18 protein-coding genes are annotated in these 20114 nt (G+C 63.3%); 13 read left to right on the forward strand and 5 right to left on the reverse strand.

Annotated features, from left to right (window positions below; translation table 11 throughout):
• The first annotated feature begins 236 nt into the window (after window positions 1–236).
• Window positions 237–431 carry a DUF2905 domain-containing protein gene (locus tag ACQ4MS_RS12595; protein WP_431094942.1) on the forward strand — a complete coding sequence of 65 codons (195 nt, stop codon included), beginning with the start codon at window positions 237–239 and terminating at the stop codon, window positions 429–431.
• Window positions 432–446: 15 nt separating this feature from the next.
• Window positions 447–1409, forward strand: coding sequence for an ROK family protein (locus tag ACQ4MS_RS12600; protein WP_431094943.1), 963 nt, complete (start codon window positions 447–449; stop codon window positions 1407–1409).
• Window positions 1410–1633: 224 nt separating this feature from the next.
• Here the strand turns inward: ACQ4MS_RS12600 and ACQ4MS_RS12605 are convergent, their stop codons facing one another.
• Window positions 1634–3751 (reverse strand): transglycosylase SLT domain-containing protein, encoded by a 2118-nt coding sequence (locus tag ACQ4MS_RS12605; RefSeq protein WP_431094944.1) that lies wholly within the window; start codon window positions 3749–3751, stop codon window positions 1634–1636.
• 10 nt (window positions 3752–3761) lie between these two features.
• Here ACQ4MS_RS12605 and ACQ4MS_RS12610 point away from each other — a divergent pair, with 10 nt between their 5' ends.
• Together ACQ4MS_RS12610 and ACQ4MS_RS12615 are read left to right on the forward strand one after the other, a co-directional pair.
• On the forward strand, window positions 3762–4400 hold the full coding sequence (locus tag ACQ4MS_RS12610) for a 5-formyltetrahydrofolate cyclo-ligase (protein WP_431094945.1): 639 nt from the start codon (window positions 3762–3764) through the stop codon (window positions 4398–4400).
• Window positions 4401–4512: 112 nt separating this feature from the next.
• On the forward strand, window positions 4513–6375 hold the full coding sequence (locus ACQ4MS_RS12615) for a M48 family metallopeptidase (protein WP_431094946.1): 1863 nt from the start codon (window positions 4513–4515) through the stop codon (window positions 6373–6375).
• A gap of 640 nt (window positions 6376–7015) precedes the next feature.
• Here ACQ4MS_RS12615 and ACQ4MS_RS12620 read toward each other — a convergent pair.
• Window positions 7016–7405, reverse strand: coding sequence for a RidA family protein (locus ACQ4MS_RS12620; protein WP_431094947.1), 390 nt, complete (start codon window positions 7403–7405; stop codon window positions 7016–7018).
• 147 nt (window positions 7406–7552) lie between these two features.
• On the opposite strand from ACQ4MS_RS12620, the gene ACQ4MS_RS12625 reads away from it, so the two are divergent.
• The 8 genes from ACQ4MS_RS12625 to ACQ4MS_RS12660 all read left to right on the forward strand — a co-directional run bounded on the left by ACQ4MS_RS12625 (window position 7553) and on the right by ACQ4MS_RS12660 (window position 16765).
• Window positions 7553–9109, forward strand: a complete 1557-nt coding sequence (locus ACQ4MS_RS12625) for an ABC transporter substrate-binding protein (protein WP_431094948.1) — start codon at window positions 7553–7555, stop codon at window positions 9107–9109.
• A 193-nt stretch (window positions 9110–9302) separates the two neighbouring features.
• On the forward strand, window positions 9303–10244 hold the full coding sequence (locus ACQ4MS_RS12630; RefSeq protein WP_431094949.1) for an ABC transporter permease: 942 nt from the start codon (window positions 9303–9305) through the stop codon (window positions 10242–10244).
• Window positions 10245–10248: 4 nt separating this feature from the next.
• The gene (locus ACQ4MS_RS12635; protein ID WP_431094950.1) at window positions 10249–11097 is read left to right on the forward strand and encodes an ABC transporter permease; all 849 of its coding nucleotides are present in this window, start codon (window positions 10249–10251) and stop codon (window positions 11095–11097) included.
• The gene (locus ACQ4MS_RS12640; protein ID WP_431094951.1) at window positions 11094–12119 is read left to right on the forward strand and encodes an ABC transporter ATP-binding protein; all 1026 of its coding nucleotides are present in this window, start codon (window positions 11094–11096) and stop codon (window positions 12117–12119) included. Before ACQ4MS_RS12635 ends, ACQ4MS_RS12640 begins: the two co-directional genes overlap by 4 nt.
• Window positions 12116–13105: an ABC transporter ATP-binding protein gene (locus ACQ4MS_RS12645; RefSeq protein WP_431094952.1), complete on the forward strand. Its 990-nt coding sequence runs from the start codon at window positions 12116–12118 to the stop codon at window positions 13103–13105. Before ACQ4MS_RS12640 ends, ACQ4MS_RS12645 begins: the two co-directional genes overlap by 4 nt.
• A complete protein-coding gene (locus tag ACQ4MS_RS12650) occupies window positions 13102–14385 on the forward strand; it encodes an amino acid deaminase (protein ID WP_431094953.1) in 1284 nt (427 codons plus the stop codon). Before ACQ4MS_RS12645 ends, ACQ4MS_RS12650 begins: the two co-directional genes overlap by 4 nt.
• The gene (locus ACQ4MS_RS12655; RefSeq protein WP_431094954.1) at window positions 14385–15296 is read left to right on the forward strand and encodes a MurR/RpiR family transcriptional regulator; all 912 of its coding nucleotides are present in this window, start codon (window positions 14385–14387) and stop codon (window positions 15294–15296) included. The genes ACQ4MS_RS12650 and ACQ4MS_RS12655 overlap by 1 nt, the downstream gene beginning before the upstream one ends.
• Window positions 15293–16765 (forward strand): N-acyl-D-amino-acid deacylase family protein, encoded by a 1473-nt coding sequence (locus ACQ4MS_RS12660; protein ID WP_431094955.1) that lies wholly within the window; start codon window positions 15293–15295, stop codon window positions 16763–16765. Before ACQ4MS_RS12655 ends, ACQ4MS_RS12660 begins: the two co-directional genes overlap by 4 nt.
• A 459-nt stretch (window positions 16766–17224) precedes the next feature.
• Here the strand turns inward: ACQ4MS_RS12660 and ACQ4MS_RS12665 are convergent, their stop codons facing one another.
• Both ACQ4MS_RS12665 and ACQ4MS_RS12670 read right to left on the reverse strand, forming a co-directional pair.
• Window positions 17225–17584 (reverse strand): hypothetical protein, encoded by a 360-nt coding sequence (locus tag ACQ4MS_RS12665; protein WP_431094956.1) that lies wholly within the window; start codon window positions 17582–17584, stop codon window positions 17225–17227.
• An 83-nt stretch (window positions 17585–17667) separates the two neighbouring features.
• On the reverse strand, window positions 17668–18651 hold the full coding sequence (locus ACQ4MS_RS12670) for a LysR substrate-binding domain-containing protein (RefSeq protein ID WP_431094957.1): 984 nt from the start codon (window positions 18649–18651) through the stop codon (window positions 17668–17670).
• Window positions 18652–18800: 149 nt separating this feature from the next.
• On the opposite strand from ACQ4MS_RS12670, the gene ACQ4MS_RS12675 reads away from it, so the two are divergent.
• Complete coding sequence (locus ACQ4MS_RS12675; protein WP_431094958.1) at window positions 18801–19430, forward strand: DUF2917 domain-containing protein; 630 nt, start codon at window positions 18801–18803, stop codon at window positions 19428–19430.
• An 83-nt stretch (window positions 19431–19513) separates the two neighbouring features.
• Here ACQ4MS_RS12675 and ACQ4MS_RS12680 read toward each other — a convergent pair whose 3' ends face one another.
• Window positions 19514–19993 (reverse strand): TfoX/Sxy family protein, encoded by a 480-nt coding sequence (locus ACQ4MS_RS12680; RefSeq protein ID WP_431094959.1) that lies wholly within the window; start codon window positions 19991–19993, stop codon window positions 19514–19516.
• Between the last annotated feature and the right edge of the window lie 121 nt (window positions 19994–20114).

Genomic DNA, 20114 nt, shown 5'->3' on the forward strand with positions numbered 1-20114 from the left:
GATGGTCGAACTCACTGAATTCTTAATGCCAGCATGAGCCGCTGGGCCGGCTTTGCCGGACTGCAGGCGGGCGGCCCCCGAGGGGCTGGAGCCCGCGGCTCCAAGCCTGCCTGCGCAGGCTTGGACGGGCGACAGAGGCGAAGCGTCTCGCGAGCCGCGGCCTGCAAGGCCTCGGGAGCTACACGCAGTGAGCGACCGTGGGGGCTCCACTCCACCGTGGGGGCTAAACTAGCTCCATGATCCGCTGGTTCATCGTTATCTTCCTGGCCTTGGTGCTCATCAGCTGGTTCAGCCCGCTGTTGCAAAAACTGGGTTTCGGCAAGCTGCCGGGTGACCTGCGTTTTCGCCTGTTCGGGCGCGAGTGGTTTATTCCGCTCACCACCACAATCCTGCTGAGTTTCATCGCCAGCCTGATTGCCAAGCTCATTTGAGAATAAGGTCTGTACATGAAAGCCTGCGTTGACCTGGGCGGCACCAAGATCGCCGTCAGTTTGATCCCCGCAACATCGGAAATCACCTTTGCCCAGGCGTCCTCGGCCCTGCAATCCCGGCGCACCGAACCTACCGTGAAGGAAGGCCCGCCCGACGCACTGGCCAGCCAGGTGCTGCGCATGCTGGAACAGGCCTGCGATGCCGCCGGCATCCGCATGCAGGATCTTGACGCTGTGGGCGTGTCGTCCTGCGGCCCTTTCGTGATGAGGGATGGCATGCTGGAGATATCCAACCCCAACATCTGTGGTGGCTTGGCGGGCCCGGCCCGCGGCCTGCCCAACGACTGGGTCAGTGTTCCACTGGAAGCACCGCTGCGCAGCCGCTTTGCCGAAAAACTCCGCGTCGAAAACGACGGCGTGGGCGCCCTGCAAGCCGAACGTCGCTGGGGGGCGCTCCAGAATTTGAACCACTGCGCCTATGTGACGTGGAGCACCGGTATCGGCTTTGGTTTATGTGTGGATGGCCGGATCCTGCGCGGAAAGCATGGCAACGCGGGCCATGCGGGCCACTCCTTTGTCAGCGACAGCAGCGATGCGCTGTGCGGCTGCGGCAATATGGGCGATCTCGAGGGCGTTGTGGCCGGCAATGCAATTGCGCGGCGTTTCGCCAGCGTCGGGTATCCCGGTGCTTCCGCTTTGTTCGCCGCGGCTCAGGCCGGTGATGCGGCAGCCATCGCCATCGTGGATGAATTGTGCCGGGTATTGGGACGCGGCCTTTACAACCTCGTCGCCACGCTGGATCTGGAGCGCATCAGCATGGGCGGTGGCGTATTCTGGAATCACCGCGACTACCTCTTGCCGCGGCTGCTCATGCAAATCAAGGGCAAGCTGCCGGCACTGACGGACGACTTTGAACTGGTGGCCGCCGGACTGGGCGAGAAGGTTGGGGATTTTGCGGCTTTGGCGTTGGTGAGTTGAGGTAGTTTTCCAGGTCTGGGCCGAGTCTTACGTCTTGTTCCAGCGTCTTACTCTTTTGTTGCATTGCTGACAGCTTCTGATCGCTTCTGATTTCGAGGTCGGCAAAAAGCGCAGAAATACTTCCCTTTTCGGGGGTGGTCCTGCCCAACATAAAACCCGTTCGAGCATGAGTCGAAGCGGCGGTGCCATCAATTCGGCGCCTGAACGCCCATCCTCAAACGATCTCAGGGCAAATCCTTGTAAGGTTCCGGTTGCGATGCATCCCTAGGCCCCACGGTGCCAAGCCGGGCTTTTAACGACTGCGGTTGCCCCGTCAGGATGGCGGCGTAGTTGGTGGTGTTGGACAACACTTTTTTCACATAGTCGCGCGTCTCGTTGAAGGGAATGCTTTCAGCCCAGATCGCGGCATCCATCACCGGGCCATTGCGCCAGGTACGAGGCCGGCTGGGCCCGGCGTTGTAGGCGGCAGCGGCCATGGGCATGGAGCCGTTCAGGTCGTCCAGGGCAAATTTCAGGTAGGCCGTGCCGATGGCGATGTTGGTGTCGCGGTCATTGAGCTGGTCTTGCGTGAAACCTTCGAGGCCGATTTTTTTGGCTGTCCAGCGTGCGGTGGCCGGCATGACTTGCATCAGGCCGGACGCGCCGACGCCGGAGCGCGCGTCCATGATGAAGCGGCTTTCCTGGCGGATCAGGCCGTACACATAAGCCGGGTCCAGGTTGATGGACTGGCTGCGTTTGGTGACGGTTTCGCGGAATGGCATGGGAAAACGCAGGTCGAAATCAATGTCGGCTTTGGTGCGTTCGCTGGTGTTGATGCAGCGGTCCCAGATCTGGCGATCACAGGCGAACTGGGCCGCCGCCAGCAGTTCGCGGTCGGCCATGCCGCCACGCTTGTGCAGGTTGGTGGTGTAGTTCCATTCACGCGTGCCTTCGGGACGCAGGCCGATAGCGATCGCGTAGGCGGCGCGGCTCAGGCCCGGATTGAGCCTCGCGGATTCTTTTTCTTCCGGCGTCAGCGGCGCGGGTTTGGCCGGCACGGTGATCTTCTGGCCGGTTTCTTCGAGCGCGAGCTGCTCGTAAAAACTGCGCACCGAAGCTATCGACTGCATCAGCGCCAGGGCCTCGGCGCGTTGCGGCGAAATGGTAATGCCGGTACTGATGGTTTGTGTCACGCCTGGCGTGCTGGGGACGACAACAGGCACCTTGAGCGTGGCATCAGGCGGCGCGGCGGCCAGCAGCGCGCGTGCTTTCCAGTAAGTCCAGGTGGGGTCCTTGCGGGCATCGTCGCTCATGGCGTTGACGGCCACCAGGACCTGCGCCCAGTTGGGCTGGGTGCCGGCACGCAGGGCTGCACGGACTTTCCAGGCCAGCATGTCGTCGGTGAGGTCGGTGTCTTTGGTGACCTTGGCAAAGTATTGCAGTGCGTCGCCGGCCGGCGTTGTGCCCAGCCGCGTGGCGGCTTGCCTGCCGATCACGCCCCAGACCCAGTTACGCTCTTCCGTGTTCAGCTGCATGCTCCATTTATTTTCCATCTGGAAGGCTGCGCCCTCGATGTCGGTAATGGCAAGCTTGATCAGCGCCAGTACGATGATCTCGCGCCGTGTCTTGCTGATCGCAAGGTGTTTGTTTGCCAGGAATTTGCTGGGGCTGCTGTTGAGTTCATTGACCAGGCCAACCGCGTCGGGTGCCACGATCTGGACTGCGCCCGCGGCCGCTCGGGGGCGGTTTGCTTCGATGGCGAGGCGGGCTTTGATCCGGGCGTCCTGCGGTGTGAGGATTCTGGCGGTTACCAGCTGCTCGGCAGCGAGGTTGCAGCCGTCGTCGGCCTCGCGCTGCGCAAACCAGTTCTTTTTTACCTCCTCGGCCAGCCGCGCATCAGCCACTGGATTTTTGAGGTGTTCGACCAGGAGTGCGTAGCAACGCACCTCCTTGTCGTCATTCATGCGGTAACTGGGATATTCGGCGGTAAAGCCGGTCCAGTCGCGGCGCTGGCCCAGCAGCAGCAGCCAGTCGTTGCGCAGCCGGTCTTCCTGGTAGGTGCCGGCGTAGCGGCTCAAAAAGTCCTGCACCTCCTGCGCGCTGGCCTCGCCCAGCCGCGGTTTGAGCTCCCAGTAGGCGGCCCAAGGCTCCAGCGCATGGCCCCTGGCCTGCGGCAGCAATTGCGCCAGCCGGCCCTTGTCACCACGCTTGAAAGCCTTGTTCATCTCCACAATCACGTTGTCGCCCGCGCTGGCAGGCGCCTGGGCCGCGGCCGGAGCCAATAGGGCCAGGGAGGAAATGGCGCCCAAAACGGGCGCCAGGGCCACCGTCCGCAGGGGGCTGATAAGAAATTTGTATAGCATCTGGGACATTATGGACAAATTAAGCACACGCAAGGCGCTGGTCGAAGCGCGACTGAATATGCCTGACCGCCTGGTGCGGGCTGACCTGCTGCAGCGTGTGATGCGCATATGGCTGGTAGGTTCCAAACACGAGGTGATAGGCGCCTACTGGCCCATCAAGGGCGAGTTCGATCCGCTGCCTGCGCTGTATCGCTGGCAGGAAGACGCCATCCTGAGCCAGGATTCATCGTCAAATCCGGAGCTAGCCCAGGTGGAATCTGCGCAGTTAGCTACTGAAAGCATAGCAGCCCGGTCGCCGCGCAAGATCGGCCTGCCGGTGGTCAACAAGCTGCACAAGACCCTGACTTTTCACGCCTGGTACCCTGGCTGCCCGATGGAAGAAGACGCCTACGGCATCCCCAAACCCAAAGACACGGAAGTCATTGTCCCGACCCTGCTGTTTGTGCCTTGTGTGGGGTACGGGCCGGGCGGTTACCGGCTGGGCTATGGCGGCGGTTTTTATGACCGCACACTGGCCACGCTGCAGCCGCGGCCCTTCACGGTGGGCCTGGGTTACACCCAGGGCTGGCTGCCCGATATGCAGCCTGAGCCGCACGACATTCCGCTGGACGCGATCCTCAACGACAAGGGCGTGGTCTGGCCGGTTTGACCGCTGGACGCCCGCCTGCTGCGGGCTTCGGAGCCAGGTGAGCACTGGCATGTAGAGGCAGGATTCGCCATCGGAGCGAAGCAATTAACAACAAAAATGCAGGGAGCGGAGCATGGCAGCCAGCGGAGCAGACGGCAATGCGGTGAGCAACGGGGTGAGGAAAGACCTGCTGAAAGTCCTGGGCCTCGCGCTGGTGTCACTGTTCCTGGTTCCTGCTTCAACGTGGCTTTTCGCCCAGCATGCGCAGCAGCAACTCGACCGCACAATCATCCAGTCGGTAGAGCGGCAAATCGACCAGGACCCAAGCATGTCCGCTGAAAGCAAGGCGCACACCAAGGGTTTTTACCGCGACAACCCGACTTCCCGCATATGCGCCGATAGCGACCTCGTGCAGGACCCGGACATGTTCTGCGAACCTTTTTCCGATGCCTGGCAGTTCTACGCAGCGCATCTGATCGCCAAATGGACGGTTGCCGGCGGGGTGGCGATCCTGATGGCGGAACTGCTGCTGGGCGCTGTGGCTTTCTGGAACCGCAAGGTGCAGTACCCCAGCTTTGTGACGGGCTGGCGCCTGTTGAGCCTGGCCAGCGCGGCGCAAATGCTGGTGCAAGGCACGATGCTGGTGTGGCTGTCTTTCTGGGTCACCGCAGTCTTCTTTCAGGTGTACTACATCAAGCTGATTTTGCTGATCGGCTTCATCGTGGCCGTGGCGGTGTTTTTTGCGGTGGCCGGACTACTGAAGCGGCCTGCGCTGGGAAACACCATTGATGGGGAACTGGTCAGCGACAGCGACGCGCCGGGCCTGTGGGCCAACACCCGAGCCCTGGCTGCGCGCCTGAAGACCGCACCGCCCGCGCAGATCGTGGCTGGGATTGATACGAATTTTTTTGTCACCGAAGCGCCGCTCACGGTGGCCGGCCAGGTCTTCACCGGCCGTACGCTCTTTGTCAGCCTGCCGCTGCTACGCCTGCTTGACCGGGCCCAGGCCGATGCTGTTCTGGGCCACGAGCTCGCGCATTTTCGCGGTGGCGACGCCGCCGGCAGCGCGCGGCTTGGGCCCAAGCTGGTGCAGTACGACCACTACCTGGCCACGATGCGCGGTGGCGGTTTGACGGTGGCGGTCTATCACCTCATGTACCTGTATCGGGTGATCTTTGAGTTTGCGCTGATGCGCGACAGCCGAGAACGTGAATTCAAGGCCGACCGCGCCGCAGCCAGGCTGGTTTCGCCGCAGGCCATTGTGGAGTCGCTGATCAAGATTTCGGCCTACGCGAGTTACCGGTCGAAAATTGAGCGCGAGCTGTTCGAACATGACCGTCAGCACGGCCAGCAACTCGGTATAGCGCAGTTTGTGGCCTCGGGCCTGGCACCTTACGCCGCGTCCACCCAGTTTGTGAAAGCGATGGGCATGGCCAGCGTGCCGCATCCCTTTGACTCACACCCGGCCATGCTGGACCGCATGAGGAACGTGCGCCACCTGGTGAAGCCCGACGCCTTCGGCGCCATCGTGACCGAGCCGCCCTTGCGCAACTGGGCTGACGATATACAGACTGCGCCGCAGATCGAGCAGCGCCTGTGGACGGCGTACGAACAGGGTTTTGCCGCCGATCATGAGCGCATCCTCGCTTACCGCTACGGGCCTGACAACGACATGGAGCAGGCGCTGGTGCTGCGCTACTTTCCGCCTGTGCTGTTTCCACTCAAGGGAAAACTGTATGTCGGCGTGAATTACAGCGGCCTGCAGCTGCCCGGCAAGCCCGATGAGCTGTCATGGGATGACATCAAAAACCTGGGTTATGAAAACGGTTTTGGTGGGGATGTACTCACCGTCACCCTCCACGAAAAAGGCCTGCTGGGCGCCAAGACCACCAAGGTCAAGCTGCCCGGTATCAGCAAGCAGCGTGAACCCTTCCAGACCGTGCTGAGCGCTTACCGGCACCGGCATGAGGTGATGCGCAGGCAGGTGGCGGAGTAGGCTTTTATCGGGCCGGGCCGGGCCGGGCCTTGCTCTGGCGGGAGTGCTCCTTGCTAAGGCCTGCTGGCCGGGGGTTGCCCGGCGGCAAGTAACTTTTCTTTGCTTCGCCAAAGAAAAGTCACCAAAAGAAAGGCGACCCGCAGTCTGGGTCCCTGCGCTTCGCTCCGGGCAACCTGCGGTGCTCGAGGCAAGCGGGGTCTCGCTCGAACTCGCCTTCGGCTCAGACAATCGCGATCCCTGATCCGCTTGCCTCTGCGCTCCTCGGCCCAGCCAGGACGGGGGGAAGTCCGAAGACAAAAAAACCAACACCCAATACCAACAAGGACACGCTATGGCGTGTCCTTGTTTCTTCAGGTGTTCGGTATTGGTATTCCTTCCCCCACCCCTTCTGTATGCGCCGAGGAGCGGAGGGCCAGACGGATCAGGGCAAAAACTTGTTTGAGCCGCAGGCGAGTTGTTTTTGACCCCGGCTGGACCGAGCACCGCAGGTTGCCCCGGAGCGCAGCGAAGGGGACGCAGACAGCAGGGTCGCCTTTTCTTTGCTTACTTTCTTTTGGCGAAGCAAAAGAAAAGTGAGTTGCTGCAGGGCAATCCCCGGCCAGCCCCCCCAGATAAGGGCACGTCGCCGGTGCACACACACCTAGCCCTTGGGCTTGTAAGCCACCACATCAATCTCCACCCGTGCATCCACCATCAGCCGCGCCTCGGTCGTCGAGCGGGCCGGCTTGCCGCCTGTGAAGTAGCTCATGTAGATGCGGTTGAAGCTGCCGAAGTCGCGCGCGTCCTGCAGCCATACCGTGGTTTTGCAGACGTCGTCCAGCGTGCAGCCGGCCAGGGCGAGCACCGCCTGCAGGTTCTTCATCACCTGGTGGGTCTGCACCTCGATTCCGCCGGTGACGATTTCGCCGTTCTCATTCGCCGGAACCTGACCGGAAACGTAGACAAAATCCCCGGCGCGCACGGCCGGCGAGAAGGGGCGAGGCTGACGGTCGGAGGCCAGCGGCGGGTTTCCCAAATATTCCAGAGGCATGAAGAGCTCCTTTTAAAGTCTTTTTTCCAACAAATATTGAAATATATTTTCAGAATTATGCGGAAATATTCGGGTTTATCCTCAAAATGGCGATTTCTAGATCAATTAATCTTCACTTTTGAAATTTAACTTCAATCAGGAGTCACCATGATCCGTGGAATCCGCATGCATCGCCGTACCGCCCTGTCTTCCTTGCTGGCCCTGGGCGCAACCGGCGCCGGTTTCGGTCCGGCCGCCGCGCAGACGGGCAAGTCGGCCCTGAACCTGGCCATGGTGGCCGAGCCGCCAACACTGGACATACAGTCGACCCCGGCTGACCTGGTCTGCATCATCATGCAGCACGTCTACGAGCCGCTGTTCACCTTTGACGCCAAGGCGGCCCTGGTGCCGATGCTGGCCGAGGCGATGCCCAAGATCTCGGCGGACGGCAAGCTCTACAGCATCACACTGCGCAAGGGCGTGATGCTGCACAGCGGCCGTGAGCTCCATGCCGACGACGTGGTGGCCAGCCTGAAACGCTGGATGGAAGTCTCGCCGCGCGGCAAGTCGGTGGCGGTGCAGGTAGCCGACCTGTCGGCCAAGGGTTCACACGGTGTAGAGATCAGCTTGAAGAGCGCTTATGCGCCGCTGCTCTCGCAACTGGCCATGGCGTCGGGCATGGCAGCCATCATGGCCAAGGAATCGCTGGCCCAGCCGCTGCGCGAATACGTGGGCACCGGGCCCTATAAGTTCAAGGAGCGCAAGCCCGACCAGTACGTGCTGCTCACCCGCTTCGACGGCTATAGCGCTCGCAGTGAAGTTGCCAGCGGCTATGGCGGCAAGCGGGTGGCTGCGGTGGAGGAACTGCGCTTTGTGCCGGTACCCAATGCCAACACGCGGGTAGAGGGTGCGCTGGCCGGCCAGTTCCACTACGCCGATCTGTTGCCGATTGAGGCACTGCCCCGGCTGGAAAAAGCCGGCGGCAAGGTCGTGCCCATCATGACCCCCTCTTTTGGCTTTCCCTACCTGGTGTTCAATACCAAAGAGGGCTCGCTGGCACGGCAGCCTGTGCGCAAGGCAGTGCAGACCGCGCTGGGCGAAGGCGAGATGCTGGCGGCGGGCTTTGGCGACACGCGCTTTTTCATCGCCGAAGGCAACCACTTCCCCAAAGGCACGCCTTTTTATTCCACCGCCGGCACCGCTGCCTATAACGAGCGCGATGCCAAGAAAGCCAAGAGCCAGGCCGAGCAGGCCGGCTACAAAGGTGAGCCGGTGCGCATCCTGACCAGCCGGCAGTACGACTTTCACTACAACATGGCATTGATCATGGCTGAGCAGCTCAAGCGCGCCGGCTTCAAGGCCGAACTCAATGTGGTCGAATGGGCAACGCTGCTGCAGCGCCGCGCAGACCCCAAGCTGTGGGACATCTACATCACCCACTCCGGCCTGTTCCCTGAACCCATGCTGTCGCCGCCGCAGCTGGGTGACGGCGCGCCGGGATGGTGGACCTCGCCAGCCAAGGCCGAGGCGCTGGCCGCGCTGAACCAGGAACCTAACCCAGCCAAACGCGGTGCCCTGTGGGGCAAGGTGCAGCAGGTGGTGTACGACGAGGTGCCTTACATCCAGGTGGGCAAGTTCGCCAGCTTGTCGGCGCGTGCGCCTGCTTTGCAGGGCTATACGCCTTACACCTATCCGTTCTTCTGGAACACAAGCCTAAAGAATTGAGCTCCCACGCTCGTCACTCCTGCGGCGCGCTGCCCCTTTCTTCACGTATAGGGGCCGCTCACCTCCGGCCCGGCAAAGCCGATTCCGCGACTTGACGGGCTTGTTTCGTTTCGTACCGGACCGGGTTTAGTGGTGCTGACAGGACGCCCTTGGATGGATAAAGAGATTTCACCTTTATGAATAGAGCAACGTCATGACACGGTACCTCCTGTCCCGGCTGGGCGGCATGCTGGTGGTCATGGCCATCGTGGCAGTGCTCGTTTTCATTCTCACGCGCGCCGCCCCGGGTGACCCGATCGCCGTGCTGCTGGGCGACCAGGCCACGGCCGAAGACATCGCGCGCGTACAGAAGGTCTATGGCCTGGACAAGCCCCTGCCGGTGCAGTTCGGCCTGTGGATCCGCGAACTGGCGCACGGCAACCTGGGCGAATCGATCTTTCTGCAGCGCCCGGTAACCCAGGCGCTGTGGGAGCGGGCCGAGCCCACAGCCTTGCTTTCGCTGATGGCGATTGCCATCGCCGCGCTGATCGGGGTGCCTTGCGGCATCGTTTCGGCGGTGTTCCGCGGCAAGGCCATTGATCAGGCCTTCACCGGCTTTGCCATGCTGGGTGCCAGCGTGCCCAGCTTCTGGTTCGGCCTTGTGCTGATGCAGATTTTCGCGGTTTCGCTGGGCTGGTTTCCGGTCTCGGGCTATGGAGAGCCGGGCGCCTCGCTGGCGGCCCGCATCCATTGCCTGGTGCTGCCGGCCACGGTGCTGGGCGTGCTCAATTCAGCGCTCATCATCCGCTTCACCCGCGCCTCCATGCTGGATGTACTGGGCGAGGACTACGTGCGCACCGCCCGGGCCAAGGGACTTGCGGAAAACGTGGTGGTGCTCAAGCATGCGCTGCGCAATGCGCTGGTGCCCATCGTGACCGTGCTCGGTTTGACAGTGGCGCTGATGATAGGCGGCGCGGTGGTCACCGAGACGGTGTTCGGTTTGCCCGGTGTGGGCAACCTGGTGGTGAGCGCGGTGATCCGGCGCGACTACCCGGTGATCCAGGGCGCGTTGCTGGTGGTGGCCGCGATCTATGTGGTGATCAACTTCGCGATCGACCTGCTGTACACAGTCGTTGACCCCCGCGTGAAGTACTGAAGCGATGCGCATGCCTCAACTCCCTCTCATCCTTCGCAAGCTGTTTCGCCGCCGTATCGTGCTGGGCGCTGCCATCGCGCTGGTCGTGGTGGTGCTGGTGTCGCTCTTCGCCGGCCCCTTGAGCGGGCTGGATCCGAACGAGACCGCCGTGAGCCAGCGCCTGGCGCAACCGTCCTCCACCCACCTGTTCGGCACCGACGAACTCGGCCGCGACCTGTTCGCCCGCATCGCCTTCGGCGGGCGCTATTCGCTGACCATCGCGCTGCTGACAGCACTGGGTTCGGTGGTCGCCGGCACCTTGTTTGGCCTGGTCGCGGGTTTCTTTCGCCGGCTCGATGCGCCCGTCATGCGGGTGGTCGACGCCATGATGTCCTTTCCCGACATCCTGCTGGCAATCGCCCTGGTCGGCATCCTTGGCCCTTCCATGCTGAACGTGGTGCTGGCCCTGGTCCTGGTTTACACGCCACGCGTGGCGCGTGTGGTGCGCGCTTCGACGCTGGTGGTGCGCGAGTTGCTGTTCGTGGAAGCGGCGCGTGCCGTCGGGGTCTCCACCGTGCGCATCCTGTGGCGCCATGTGCTGCCCAACCTGATGTCGCCCATCCTCGTGCAGGCCTCCTTCATCTTTGCCTATGCCATCCTGGCTGAGGCGGCGCTCTCCTTCCTGGGCGTGGGCGTGCCGCCCGAAATTCCGACCTGGGGCACCATGGTGGCCGGCAGCCAGCAATACGCCCACCAGGCGCTGTGGATCGTGCTGTTCCCGGGCATGGCCATCATCCTTACCGCGCTGTCGCTCCAGTTGCTGGGCGACGGCATCCGCGACCTGCTGGATCCGCGACTGCGGAAATCGATGTGAACCGTCTCGAAGTAAGCCATCTTTCCACCTTCTTCGACACCGACGAAGGCTTGATCCGCTCCGTTGCCGATGTGAGCTTCAACATCCGTGCCGGCAAGACCACGGCTCTTGTCGGCGAGTCCGGTTCAGGAAAATCGGTGACCAGCCTGACCCTGATGCGTCTCTTGCCGCGGACCGCTTCGACGCAGGTCAGTGGCCAGGCCCTGTTCGTCAACCGCGCCGGCGAGACGCTGGACCTGTTGACGCTGCCCGAGCCGCGCATGCGTGCCATCCGCGGCAACGAGGTAGCGATGATCTTCCAGGAGCCGATGACCAGCCTGAACCCTGTCTTCACCGTGGGTGAGCAGGTGGCCGAATCGCTGCGCCTGCACAAGGGCCTGGGCCATGCGGCTGCCCTGGCCCAAGCCCTGCGCATGCTGGAGCTGGTGGAAATCCCGGCGGCCGCCCAGCGCCTGCATGAATACCCGCACCAGCTTTCGGGCGGCATGCGCCAGCGCGTGATGATCGCGCTGGCCATGGCTTGCGACCCGACGCTGCTGATCGCCGACGAACCCACCACCGCGCTGGACGTGACCATCCAGGCGCAGATCCTGGCGCTGATGCGCAGGCTGCAGGCCGAGACCGGCATGAGCATCCTGTTTATCACCCACAACCTGGGCGTGGTGGCCCACCATGCCGACGACGTGGCTGTGATGTACGCCGGCCGCATCGTGGAGGCCGCGCCCGTCAACGACCTGTTCGCGCGGCCGCAGCATCCTTATACCCAAGGCCTGTTGGCCTGCCTGCCGGCGCAGCAGCGCGGGCGGCCGCCGGCGGGCGAGGGCGAGCATACGACGGGAGGCAAGCGCCGGCTCTACGCCATCCGCGGCCAGGTCTCCAGCCCGCTGGCGCCGCCACCTGGCTGCGCCTTCGAGCCGCGCTGCGACAAGGCCATCGCGGCCTGCCGCGACGCCATGCCGGCGTTGCGCAATGATGAAGCCGGCGGCAGCGCCCGCTGCATCCTGGTGCCGGAGGCCGCATGAGCATGGAGACGCCAGCCGCTGCGCCCTTGATCGAGGTGCGCCACCTGCAGAAGTTCTTCGGTTCCTCCGTACGGCCAGTGCGCGCGGTGGACGATGTGTCCTTCGTGATCCATTCCGGCGAGACACTTGGGCTGGTGGGCGAATCGGGCTCGGGCAAGAGTACGATCGGCCGCGCCCTGCTGCGCCTCATCGACAGCACCGGTGGCACGGTGAGCTACCGCGGCGAAGACTTGGGCGCTGCTTCGGGCAGCCGCATGCGTGCGCTGCGCAGCAAGCTGCAGATGATCTTCCAGGATCCGTACGCCAGCCTGAACCCCAAGATGCGGGTGCGCGATATCCTGGGCGAGGCCCTGCAGGTGCACGGCCTGGCCAAAGGCAAGGAGGCCACCGCGCAGCGCATCGCCGAGCTGCTTCAGTTGGTGGGACTTCCCCCCGAGCACGCGGCGCGTTACCCGCACGAGTTTTCCGGTGGCCAGCGGCAGCGCATCGGCGTGGCGCGGGCGTTGTCCGTGCAACCCGAATTCATTGTGGCCGATGAACCGCTCTCGGCACTGGATGTGTCCATTCAGGCGCAGGTGGTGAACCTGCTGTGCGACCTGCGCGATAGCCTGAAGCTGACCATGCTGTTCATCTCGCATGACCTGGATGTGGTGGAATACCTGTGTGACCGGGTGGTTGTGCTGTACCTGGGCCGGGTGATGGAAGTGGCGCCGACAGCACAGCTGTTCGCGCGGCCGCTGCATCCCTATACCCAGGCGCTGCTGGCCGCTTCGCCCAAGCCTGACCCGGCGCTGAAGATGGTGCATGTGCCTTTGAAAGGCGACATGCCCAGCCCGGTCAACCCGCCTTCGGGCTGCGTGTTTCGCACACGCTGCCCGCATGCCATTGACGCCTGTGCCCAGACGCGGCCGGAGCCGCGCGACATGGGCGGCGGCCGCCTGAAAGCTTGCATCCGCGACGACATTGAATCATTGACGACACCATGACACTGCAAGATATTCTCGACCCCCTGTTAGACGCTTCCTGGAAGGGCTTTCCGCACCACAGCCCGGCGCTGCGCCGCTCCGCCGTCGGTAGCCAGGGCTGGAACGTGCTGCGCGGCGACCTGCCGCTGCCGCTGGCGGTGATCCGCCGGGACGCCTTGGGCGGCAACCTGCAATGGATGCAGGGTTTCGCCGGCAGCCACGGCGTGGGCCTGGCGCCGCACGGCAAGACCACCATGTCGCCGCAGCTGTTCCAGCGTCAGCTTGATGCCGGCGCCTGGGGCCTGACCTTCGCCACCGTGACGCAGCTGCGCGCGGGCGTGACGGCCGGTGCGAAGCGCTGCCTCATCGCCAACCAGGTGTTCCAGGCGGTGGACCTGCAGGGCATAGCCGACCTCAAGCGTGCCAATACCGGGCTGAGCGTGGCTTTTCTGGTCGATTCCCTGGCGCAGGCAGAGCTCATTGAAGCCTGGTATGCGGTGAATGCACACGTTGAGCCTTTCGACGTGCTGCTGGAGATCGGCGTGGACGGCGGCCGCACCGGCTGCCGCAGCCACGAGCAGGCGCTCGCAGTGGCAAAGCGGCTGCGCAGCGGCAAGGCGACCCGGCTGGTCGGCATCGAATGCTACGAGGGGCTGGGCGCCACCGGTGAATCGGACGCCGACAAGGCCTACGCCAATGCGCTGATGCAACGTGTGCGCGACATTGCGCAAGCCTGTGACGAGCGGCAGTTGTTCGAGACGGATGAGATCCTCCTCACGGCCGGCGGCTCCGCCATCTTCGATCTGGTCGCGGAACACCTCAAGATGAATCTCTCGCGGCCCGTGCAAGGCCTGCTGCGCTCCGGCTGCTATGTGACGCACGACCAAGGCACTTACCACCGCTTCATGAATACCGTGGCCGCGCGCATGGGCTGCGGCCATGGCTTGAACGCGGCGATGCAGGTGTGGGCGGCAGTGCAGTCCTGCCCCGAGCCGGGCCTGGCGATTCTCGCGGTGGGCAAGCGCGACATCTCCTACGACCTGGAGCTTCCTGTGCCCCTGGGCTTGTGCAAGGCCGGCGAGGCCACCATGACGCCGGCGCCGGCCGACTGGAAAATAGCTGGCCTCAACGACCAGCATGCCTACTTGCGCGGCAGCGGTCCGGAACACCAGTCCCTGCGCGTCGGTGACCTGGTCGCGCTGGGCATCTCCCATCCCTGCACCACCTTCGACAAATGGCGCTGGATGCCGGTGGTGGACGAACAAAACAACGTGTGTGACGCCATCGTCACCTGCTTTTAATGACCCCACGCGTCCTTGAAAAAATTGCCGAGATCATGAACCGCGCGCCCGCCGCGCGGCGCACCGTGCTGGCCCTGATCCTTGAAGACCCGCAGCGTGTGCTGGACGAAACCTTCGAGACCCTCGCCCAGCGCGCCAACAGCTCGGTACCCACCATCATGCGCACCTGCCGCGACCTGGGCTACCCCGGGTTGCGCGAGTTCAAGCTGGCGCTGGCGCAAGAGCTGGCCGTAGGCGGCTCGCCGCTCAACCGCCGTGTGCGCATTGACGACGACACCCGCCAGGTGATCGCCAAGGTGACGCGCGGCGCTGCTACGGTGATCAACAGCGTACAGGCCCAGCTCGATGTGGAGGCGGTGCAGGCGGCGGCCGATGCCATCGTCGACGGCGCACGGGTGGATTGTTATGGCGTCGGCGTCACCTCCAACTTCATGGCCTCGGACATGCAGGCGCGGCTGTACCGCATGGGCGTGGCTTCCAACAGCTACCTGGATCCGCACCTGCAGCTGATCTCGGCCGCCACCATCGGCCCGCGTGGCGTGGTGATGGCTATCACGCACGTCGGCGGCATGCCTTCGCTGCTGGAGGCGGTGGACGTCGCGCGCTCACAGGGTGCCACCATCATCGCGCTGACGCAGCCCGGCTCGCAGCTGGCGGCGCTGGCCGATATCGTGCTGGGCGTGGAAGTGGCGCCCGACCCGGTGATGCCGGTGGGCCCCGAGGCTTACCTGGCGCACCTGACGGTGATCGAGATTCTCACCGTGCTGGTGGCGCAGCGCCTGGGCGACAAGGCCGTGAACCGGCTGGCCAACATCCAGCGCACGCTCGAGACGCGCGGCGTGGACATGCACCACCACCCCCGGCTGGACTGGGACGAAGGCGCCAAGCTCACCATGGGAAAAGTACGATGACACGCGCCACCTTGCTGGAAAACGGCCTGCTGGTGGACGGCACCAACACGGCCGGCAGGCCTGGGGACCTTCTGCTGGCGGGAGACCGGATCGTGGCCCTAGGTGCGGGCCTGCGGCACCGCCTGCCGGATGGCCTGGCTCTAGCCGATGTTGATGTGTACGATTGCAGCGGCCTGGTGATTGCGCCCGGCTTCATCGACGTGCACACCCACGACGACGCCATCGTGCTGAACGCGCCAGGCATGTTTCCCAAGCTATCGCAAGGCATCACCACGGTGGTCACCGGCAACTGCGGCCTGTCGGTCGCGCCCTTTGTGGTGGAGGAGCCGCAGGGTGCGCTTACCCTGCTCGGAAATTCGTTCAAGTACCCTTCGGTGGAGGCCTATGCACAGGCCGTAGCCGAGGCGCAGCCGGCCGTTAATGTGGCGCCGCTGATCGGCCACACCACGCTGCGCTATGCCTGCATGAGTGACCTCAACCGGCCGGCCACCGCCGACGAAGTGGCTGCCATGTGCGCCCTGCTGGAGCAATGCATGGCCCAGGGCGCTATCGGTCTGTCATCGGGCCTTTTTTATGCGGAAGCCATGCCTGCGCCGGCCGCCGAGGTGACGGCTCTGGCGCGCGTTGTTGCGCGATACGGCGGCATCTACGCCACCCACATGCGCTCGGAGATGGCCGACATCCTGGAGGCCATGCACGAGGCCGCCGGCTGCGCCTTCGAGGCCGGCGTGCCGCTGGTGATCTCGCATCACAAATGCGCAGGCCCGGCCAACTGGGGCCGCACGCAGGAGACGCTGCCGCTGATCGACACGCTGGCACGGCGCCAGGACATCGCCATGGATGTCTACCCCTACGTGGCCGGCTCGACCGTGCTGCGCGAAGACCTGGTGGACGGCATTATTGATGTGCTGGTGAGCTGGTCGGCCCCTCACCCGGAAATGATGGGCCGCACCCTGGCGTCGATCGCCGCCGAGTGGGGTGTTGACCAGAAAACAGTTTGCCGCCGCCTGCAGCCCGGTGGAGCCTGCTATTTCCAGATGCACGAGGACGATGTGCGGCGCGTCATTGCGCATCCGCTTTCCATGATCGGGTCGGACGGCCTGCCGCATGACAAGCACCCGCACCCACGCCTGTGGGGTGCCTTTCCTCGGGTGCTGGCGCGCTACTGGCGAGAGCAGCAGCTGCTCTCGCTGGAGACTGCGATCTACAAGATGACCGGCCTGTCGGCGCGCAACTTCCGTCTGCATCAGCGCGGCCAGCTGCAGGCTGGCTGGCATGCCGACGTGGTGGTGCTGGATCCGGTCCGCGTTCGCGATGTAGCGACTTACGAAAACCCGATTGCGCTTTCGGAAGGCATTGAAAAAGTGTTTGTGAATGGTGAGCTGGCGTATGTGGCTGGTAAGGCCGACGCGGCGAATGCCACGGTGCAGGCGCGTGCTGGGCGCTTGCTCAGACGCGGCGCGGCCTGAGTCTCGGTCACCCTTCTCGCATACCTACAAAATGCTCTTCGGATTTGCGGCATAGCGCACCATAAATTCCCGAAATGAGGGTGCCATTGGCTCTCCGGAAGTGGCATCCGCCGCCACCCGATAGACAGGCGCAGGTGCGATGGATCGCCAGTGAACTTGACTGCGTATAGCCAGCAGTCAATCAAGTAATCAGAAAATACAAAGCAGTCCGGATACAAAAAGCGATCTGGATAGATGACACCGGTACTGTCGTCGAGTACCTCGTGAACCGGTCTAATCTCGGATAGCGGCCAAAACCTATAACAATCCGAGTCCATGAAATCGGAACTGCTTCCATCCACTGTTTCGAGATACTCCAGTACGTCACGTGGAATGGTTACGGCGTACTTGCGTTGAAATTCAGCCACCTGCGACGGTTGCACGCCCGGGCGGATAGGAACCTCGCTAAGGCGCCAGTATTCAATGATCTTGGCCCAGGGCTCGATTGCCTGTTGCAAGGTTGACCCTGCGCTCTCTGAAGTCGGCTGGCACTTCGACAGCGCCTGTCGAATAACACTCAAGCATGAGTTCATGATTCTCGACAAAGACCAGGTAACCACCTTCATACTCCTCAATTCGGCCGACGACTGTGGGTTCATCGAACACTGCGCGCTCCATCGGTAGCAGCGGATGCCGGACAGTAAGAAAATAACCAACTCCAGTGTGCTCAAACGCCACAAACTCGGAGTCCTCGAGAACTGTTTCGACCAGAGCGTTGCCGAGCCTGGGCGTTGCAAGCATACGAACGGCTTGCTTCTCAAAGTCGCGAAAGTGGCTCATAAGCATCTAACGTTGTTGATTTGCACATCGAAGCCGGGCGCTGTGCCGGCCCTTCGATGCCTCTGGGCGAACGGAAGCGGGGCTCAATCGAGAGAATCCACCGTATCCGGATGCGGCACATCCCCAATCGCCTCCCGCGTCTGCGCGGCCTGGCCCTTGAGCCAATCGCAAAACGCCAGCACTTCGGGCCTGGCCACATTGCGCGGGCCGATGATCAGCCAGTAGCTCATGGGCGACTCCATGCGCATTTGCGGCAGGGGCTCCACCAAGTCGCCTGAGGCCAGGCTTTCGGCGATCAGCGGTAGCCGCGCCAGCACCACGCCCTGGCCCGTCAGCGTGGCCTGCACCATCTGGTAGGCGTAATTGAAGTACAGCCAGCGCTTGGCCTCCAGCTTGGCGCTGGCGTGCTCGTCCAGCCAGCGGCGCCAGGTCAGCCATTCCAGGTGGGTGTGGTGGGCGTCGCCCGCCTCAATCAAGGTGAACTGTGCCAGGTCGTCGGGTTTTTTCAGGCGAGGCCCGCTTTTGAGCAGCCAGGGGCTGATCACCGGTGTGATCTGCTCGCCAAAAAGGCGTATCGCATGCGGTGGCATGTGGCTTGCCGGCGCATAGCGCAGGGCCAGGTCGAGGTCTGAAATGTCCAGGTCAACCGCCACGTCAGATGCATCAATACGGATGTCGATGTCGGGGTTGTCGCGCTGAAAGCCCTCAAGCCTGGGTATCAGCCACATCGACGCGAACGAGGCGAACGTGGTGAGCGATACGCTTTTGCGCCCCGCGCTCTGGCGGATTTGCCGCACGGCCCCGTCAATGCGCTCAAGTGAAGGCGTGACCGCGCGCAGCAGGATCGCCCCTGCATTGGTGAGTTCCACGGCGCGGGTGTGGCGGTGGAAAAGTCCGACGCCGACATCTTCCTCAAGACCCTGGATCTGGCGGCTTACCGCTGACTGGGTGAGGGCCAGCTCTTCCGAGGCAGCACGAAAGTTGAGATGGCGGGCGACCGCTTCAAAGGCCCGCAATTGACCGGCGGAAATTGGCCGGGAGCGCAGGTGGGTTTGTGAATGCAGCATGACAGTCCGGGGTATTAGGGCAATTTCAGCCTGATTGATTGATGCGATTATGGAATGAATAGCTTACCGCGATTTCATTGGACTGTGCAAGCCCGTAGCGAGATGATTCAACCCTCATCACTCACTTTGTGCCCTTTTTGGAGAACACCATGGACCACACAGCTCACCTCTCAGGCGACCGCTTCCTGCAGCAAGCTTCCGATGCCACCAACGGCCACGTGGCCGGCCTGGCGGGCTTCTGGAAACTGGGCACCGGCCGAGCGCTGACGCTGCGTGCCTCTCAGGCCGGCGTGTTGCGAATTGCGCATGGCCGGGTATGGGCCACCTTTGACCACGCCAGCCAGGACATCCAAGTCCGCGCAGGCGACTACTTCCTCGGCCGGGGCGACAGCCTTTCGCTGCGGGCGGGTGAGTCGCTGGTGATGGAGTCCTTCAGTTCCGGCCACGCCGCGTCGGCTTATTTCAGCTGGGAACCCACTGCCGCCTGCGCCGAAGGGACCCAACTGGCTGAACCTTCATCCTGGCGCGCCGGCGTGCTTCAGCCCCTGGTTGACCTGCGCGCAGCGTTTGGCCTGGCAGCCGGCGCCTTGCGGCGCCTTGGCCGCGGGTTGCTGCTGGGTGCGGCCGCTGCGGTGGAAGCGGTGCTGACCCCCGTAGCGCTGGTATTCGTCACTGTCCGTGCACGCCCACACGTCACTGGCCATGACTTTGATACTTACAAGGACAACCAGGTCCAGCCGCGTAACTACAACGTGCTGGCCATGTCCAATATCGTCTAGCCAGTGGCGGGCCGCTACCCGGCCATCATCCTTCACTCCGGAGAAATCCGTTTACCCGCAGCTTGCCAAGGCTGCGGGTTTTTTTATGGGCGGCTCCGGCTGGTCCTGGTTTTCCTGGTCACTACGGTCTTTTGTGCCCCTGGAGTTCTCGCTGCCTTGGGCATTTGCGGCTTCTTCGGCTTTTTCGGTTTTTTCGACGCTTTGGCCGCCCGGGCCTTCAGCGCGCAGTCCAGGGCCATACGCGCCCACGGCTGCATCAAGGCGGGGGACTCCATCGCCTCTTCTGGTGCACTGTAGTAGCTGAGGCTGTGTGAAGCGCTTTGGCCGTTGCGGGTGATCTCATATGTGAAGCGTTCACACCCTTCGGCTTCAAAAAGGCTTCGGGTGTCCGCGTCTGCCTTGAGCCACAGTTTGTCGCCGCCGCCCAGGTCGGCCACCAGCGCCAATGTCAGGCCCGAGGTGCTGATACCAAATCCGCCAAACATGCGTTTGGCCGTGCAGGGCCCCACGCCCGAGAGCAGTTCGCAGCAATACAACGCAAAATCGTCGCGAGGTGAGGTCATGGCGCAACCATATCAAACTGGCCGCAAACCTTCGACCCATGGGCCTTGTGATTTGCCATGGGCCGGGGGCGAAACCCCGGGAAGCGGCGGAGACCGCCAGCGCCGCACGCCGAACCGCGGC

The organism is Polaromonas aquatica (genome assembly GCF_050626995.1).
Lineage (GTDB): Bacteria > Pseudomonadota > Gammaproteobacteria > Burkholderiales > Burkholderiaceae_C > Polaromonas > Polaromonas aquatica_A.

Excerpts from the sequence above, each read along its gene's own strand:
- ACQ4MS_RS12595 (WP_431094942.1), top strand. The coding sequence starts at position 237 with ATGATCCGCTGGTTCATCGTTATCTTCCTGGCCTTGGTGCTCATCAGC.
- ACQ4MS_RS12600 (WP_431094943.1), top strand. The coding sequence starts at position 447 with ATGAAAGCCTGCGTTGACCTGGGCGGCACCAAGATCGCCGTCAGTTTG.
- ACQ4MS_RS12605 (WP_431094944.1), bottom strand. The coding sequence starts at position 3,751 with ATGCTATACAAATTTCTTATCAGCCCCCTGCGGACGGTGGCCCTGGCG.
- ACQ4MS_RS12610 (WP_431094945.1), top strand. The coding sequence starts at position 3,762 with ATGGACAAATTAAGCACACGCAAGGCGCTGGTCGAAGCGCGACTGAAT.
- ACQ4MS_RS12615 (WP_431094946.1), top strand. The coding sequence starts at position 4,513 with ATGGCAGCCAGCGGAGCAGACGGCAATGCGGTGAGCAACGGGGTGAGG.
- ACQ4MS_RS12620 (WP_431094947.1), bottom strand. The coding sequence starts at position 7,405 with ATGCCTCTGGAATATTTGGGAAACCCGCCGCTGGCCTCCGACCGTCAG.
- ACQ4MS_RS12625 (WP_431094948.1), top strand. The coding sequence starts at position 7,553 with ATGATCCGTGGAATCCGCATGCATCGCCGTACCGCCCTGTCTTCCTTG.
- ACQ4MS_RS12630 (WP_431094949.1), top strand. The coding sequence starts at position 9,303 with ATGACACGGTACCTCCTGTCCCGGCTGGGCGGCATGCTGGTGGTCATG.
- ACQ4MS_RS12635 (WP_431094950.1), top strand. The coding sequence starts at position 10,249 with ATGCGCATGCCTCAACTCCCTCTCATCCTTCGCAAGCTGTTTCGCCGC.
- ACQ4MS_RS12645 (WP_431094952.1), top strand. The coding sequence starts at position 12,116 with ATGAGCATGGAGACGCCAGCCGCTGCGCCCTTGATCGAGGTGCGCCAC.
- ACQ4MS_RS12650 (WP_431094953.1), top strand. The coding sequence starts at position 13,102 with ATGACACTGCAAGATATTCTCGACCCCCTGTTAGACGCTTCCTGGAAG.
- ACQ4MS_RS12655 (WP_431094954.1), top strand. The coding sequence starts at position 14,385 with ATGACCCCACGCGTCCTTGAAAAAATTGCCGAGATCATGAACCGCGCG.
- ACQ4MS_RS12660 (WP_431094955.1), top strand. The coding sequence starts at position 15,293 with ATGACACGCGCCACCTTGCTGGAAAACGGCCTGCTGGTGGACGGCACC.
- ACQ4MS_RS12665 (WP_431094956.1), bottom strand. The coding sequence starts at position 17,584 with ATGAGCCACTTTCGCGACTTTGAGAAGCAAGCCGTTCGTATGCTTGCA.
- ACQ4MS_RS12670 (WP_431094957.1), bottom strand. The coding sequence starts at position 18,651 with ATGCTGCATTCACAAACCCACCTGCGCTCCCGGCCAATTTCCGCCGGT.
- ACQ4MS_RS12675 (WP_431094958.1), top strand. The coding sequence starts at position 18,801 with ATGGACCACACAGCTCACCTCTCAGGCGACCGCTTCCTGCAGCAAGCT.
- ACQ4MS_RS12680 (WP_431094959.1), bottom strand. The coding sequence starts at position 19,993 with ATGACCTCACCTCGCGACGATTTTGCGTTGTATTGCTGCGAACTGCTC.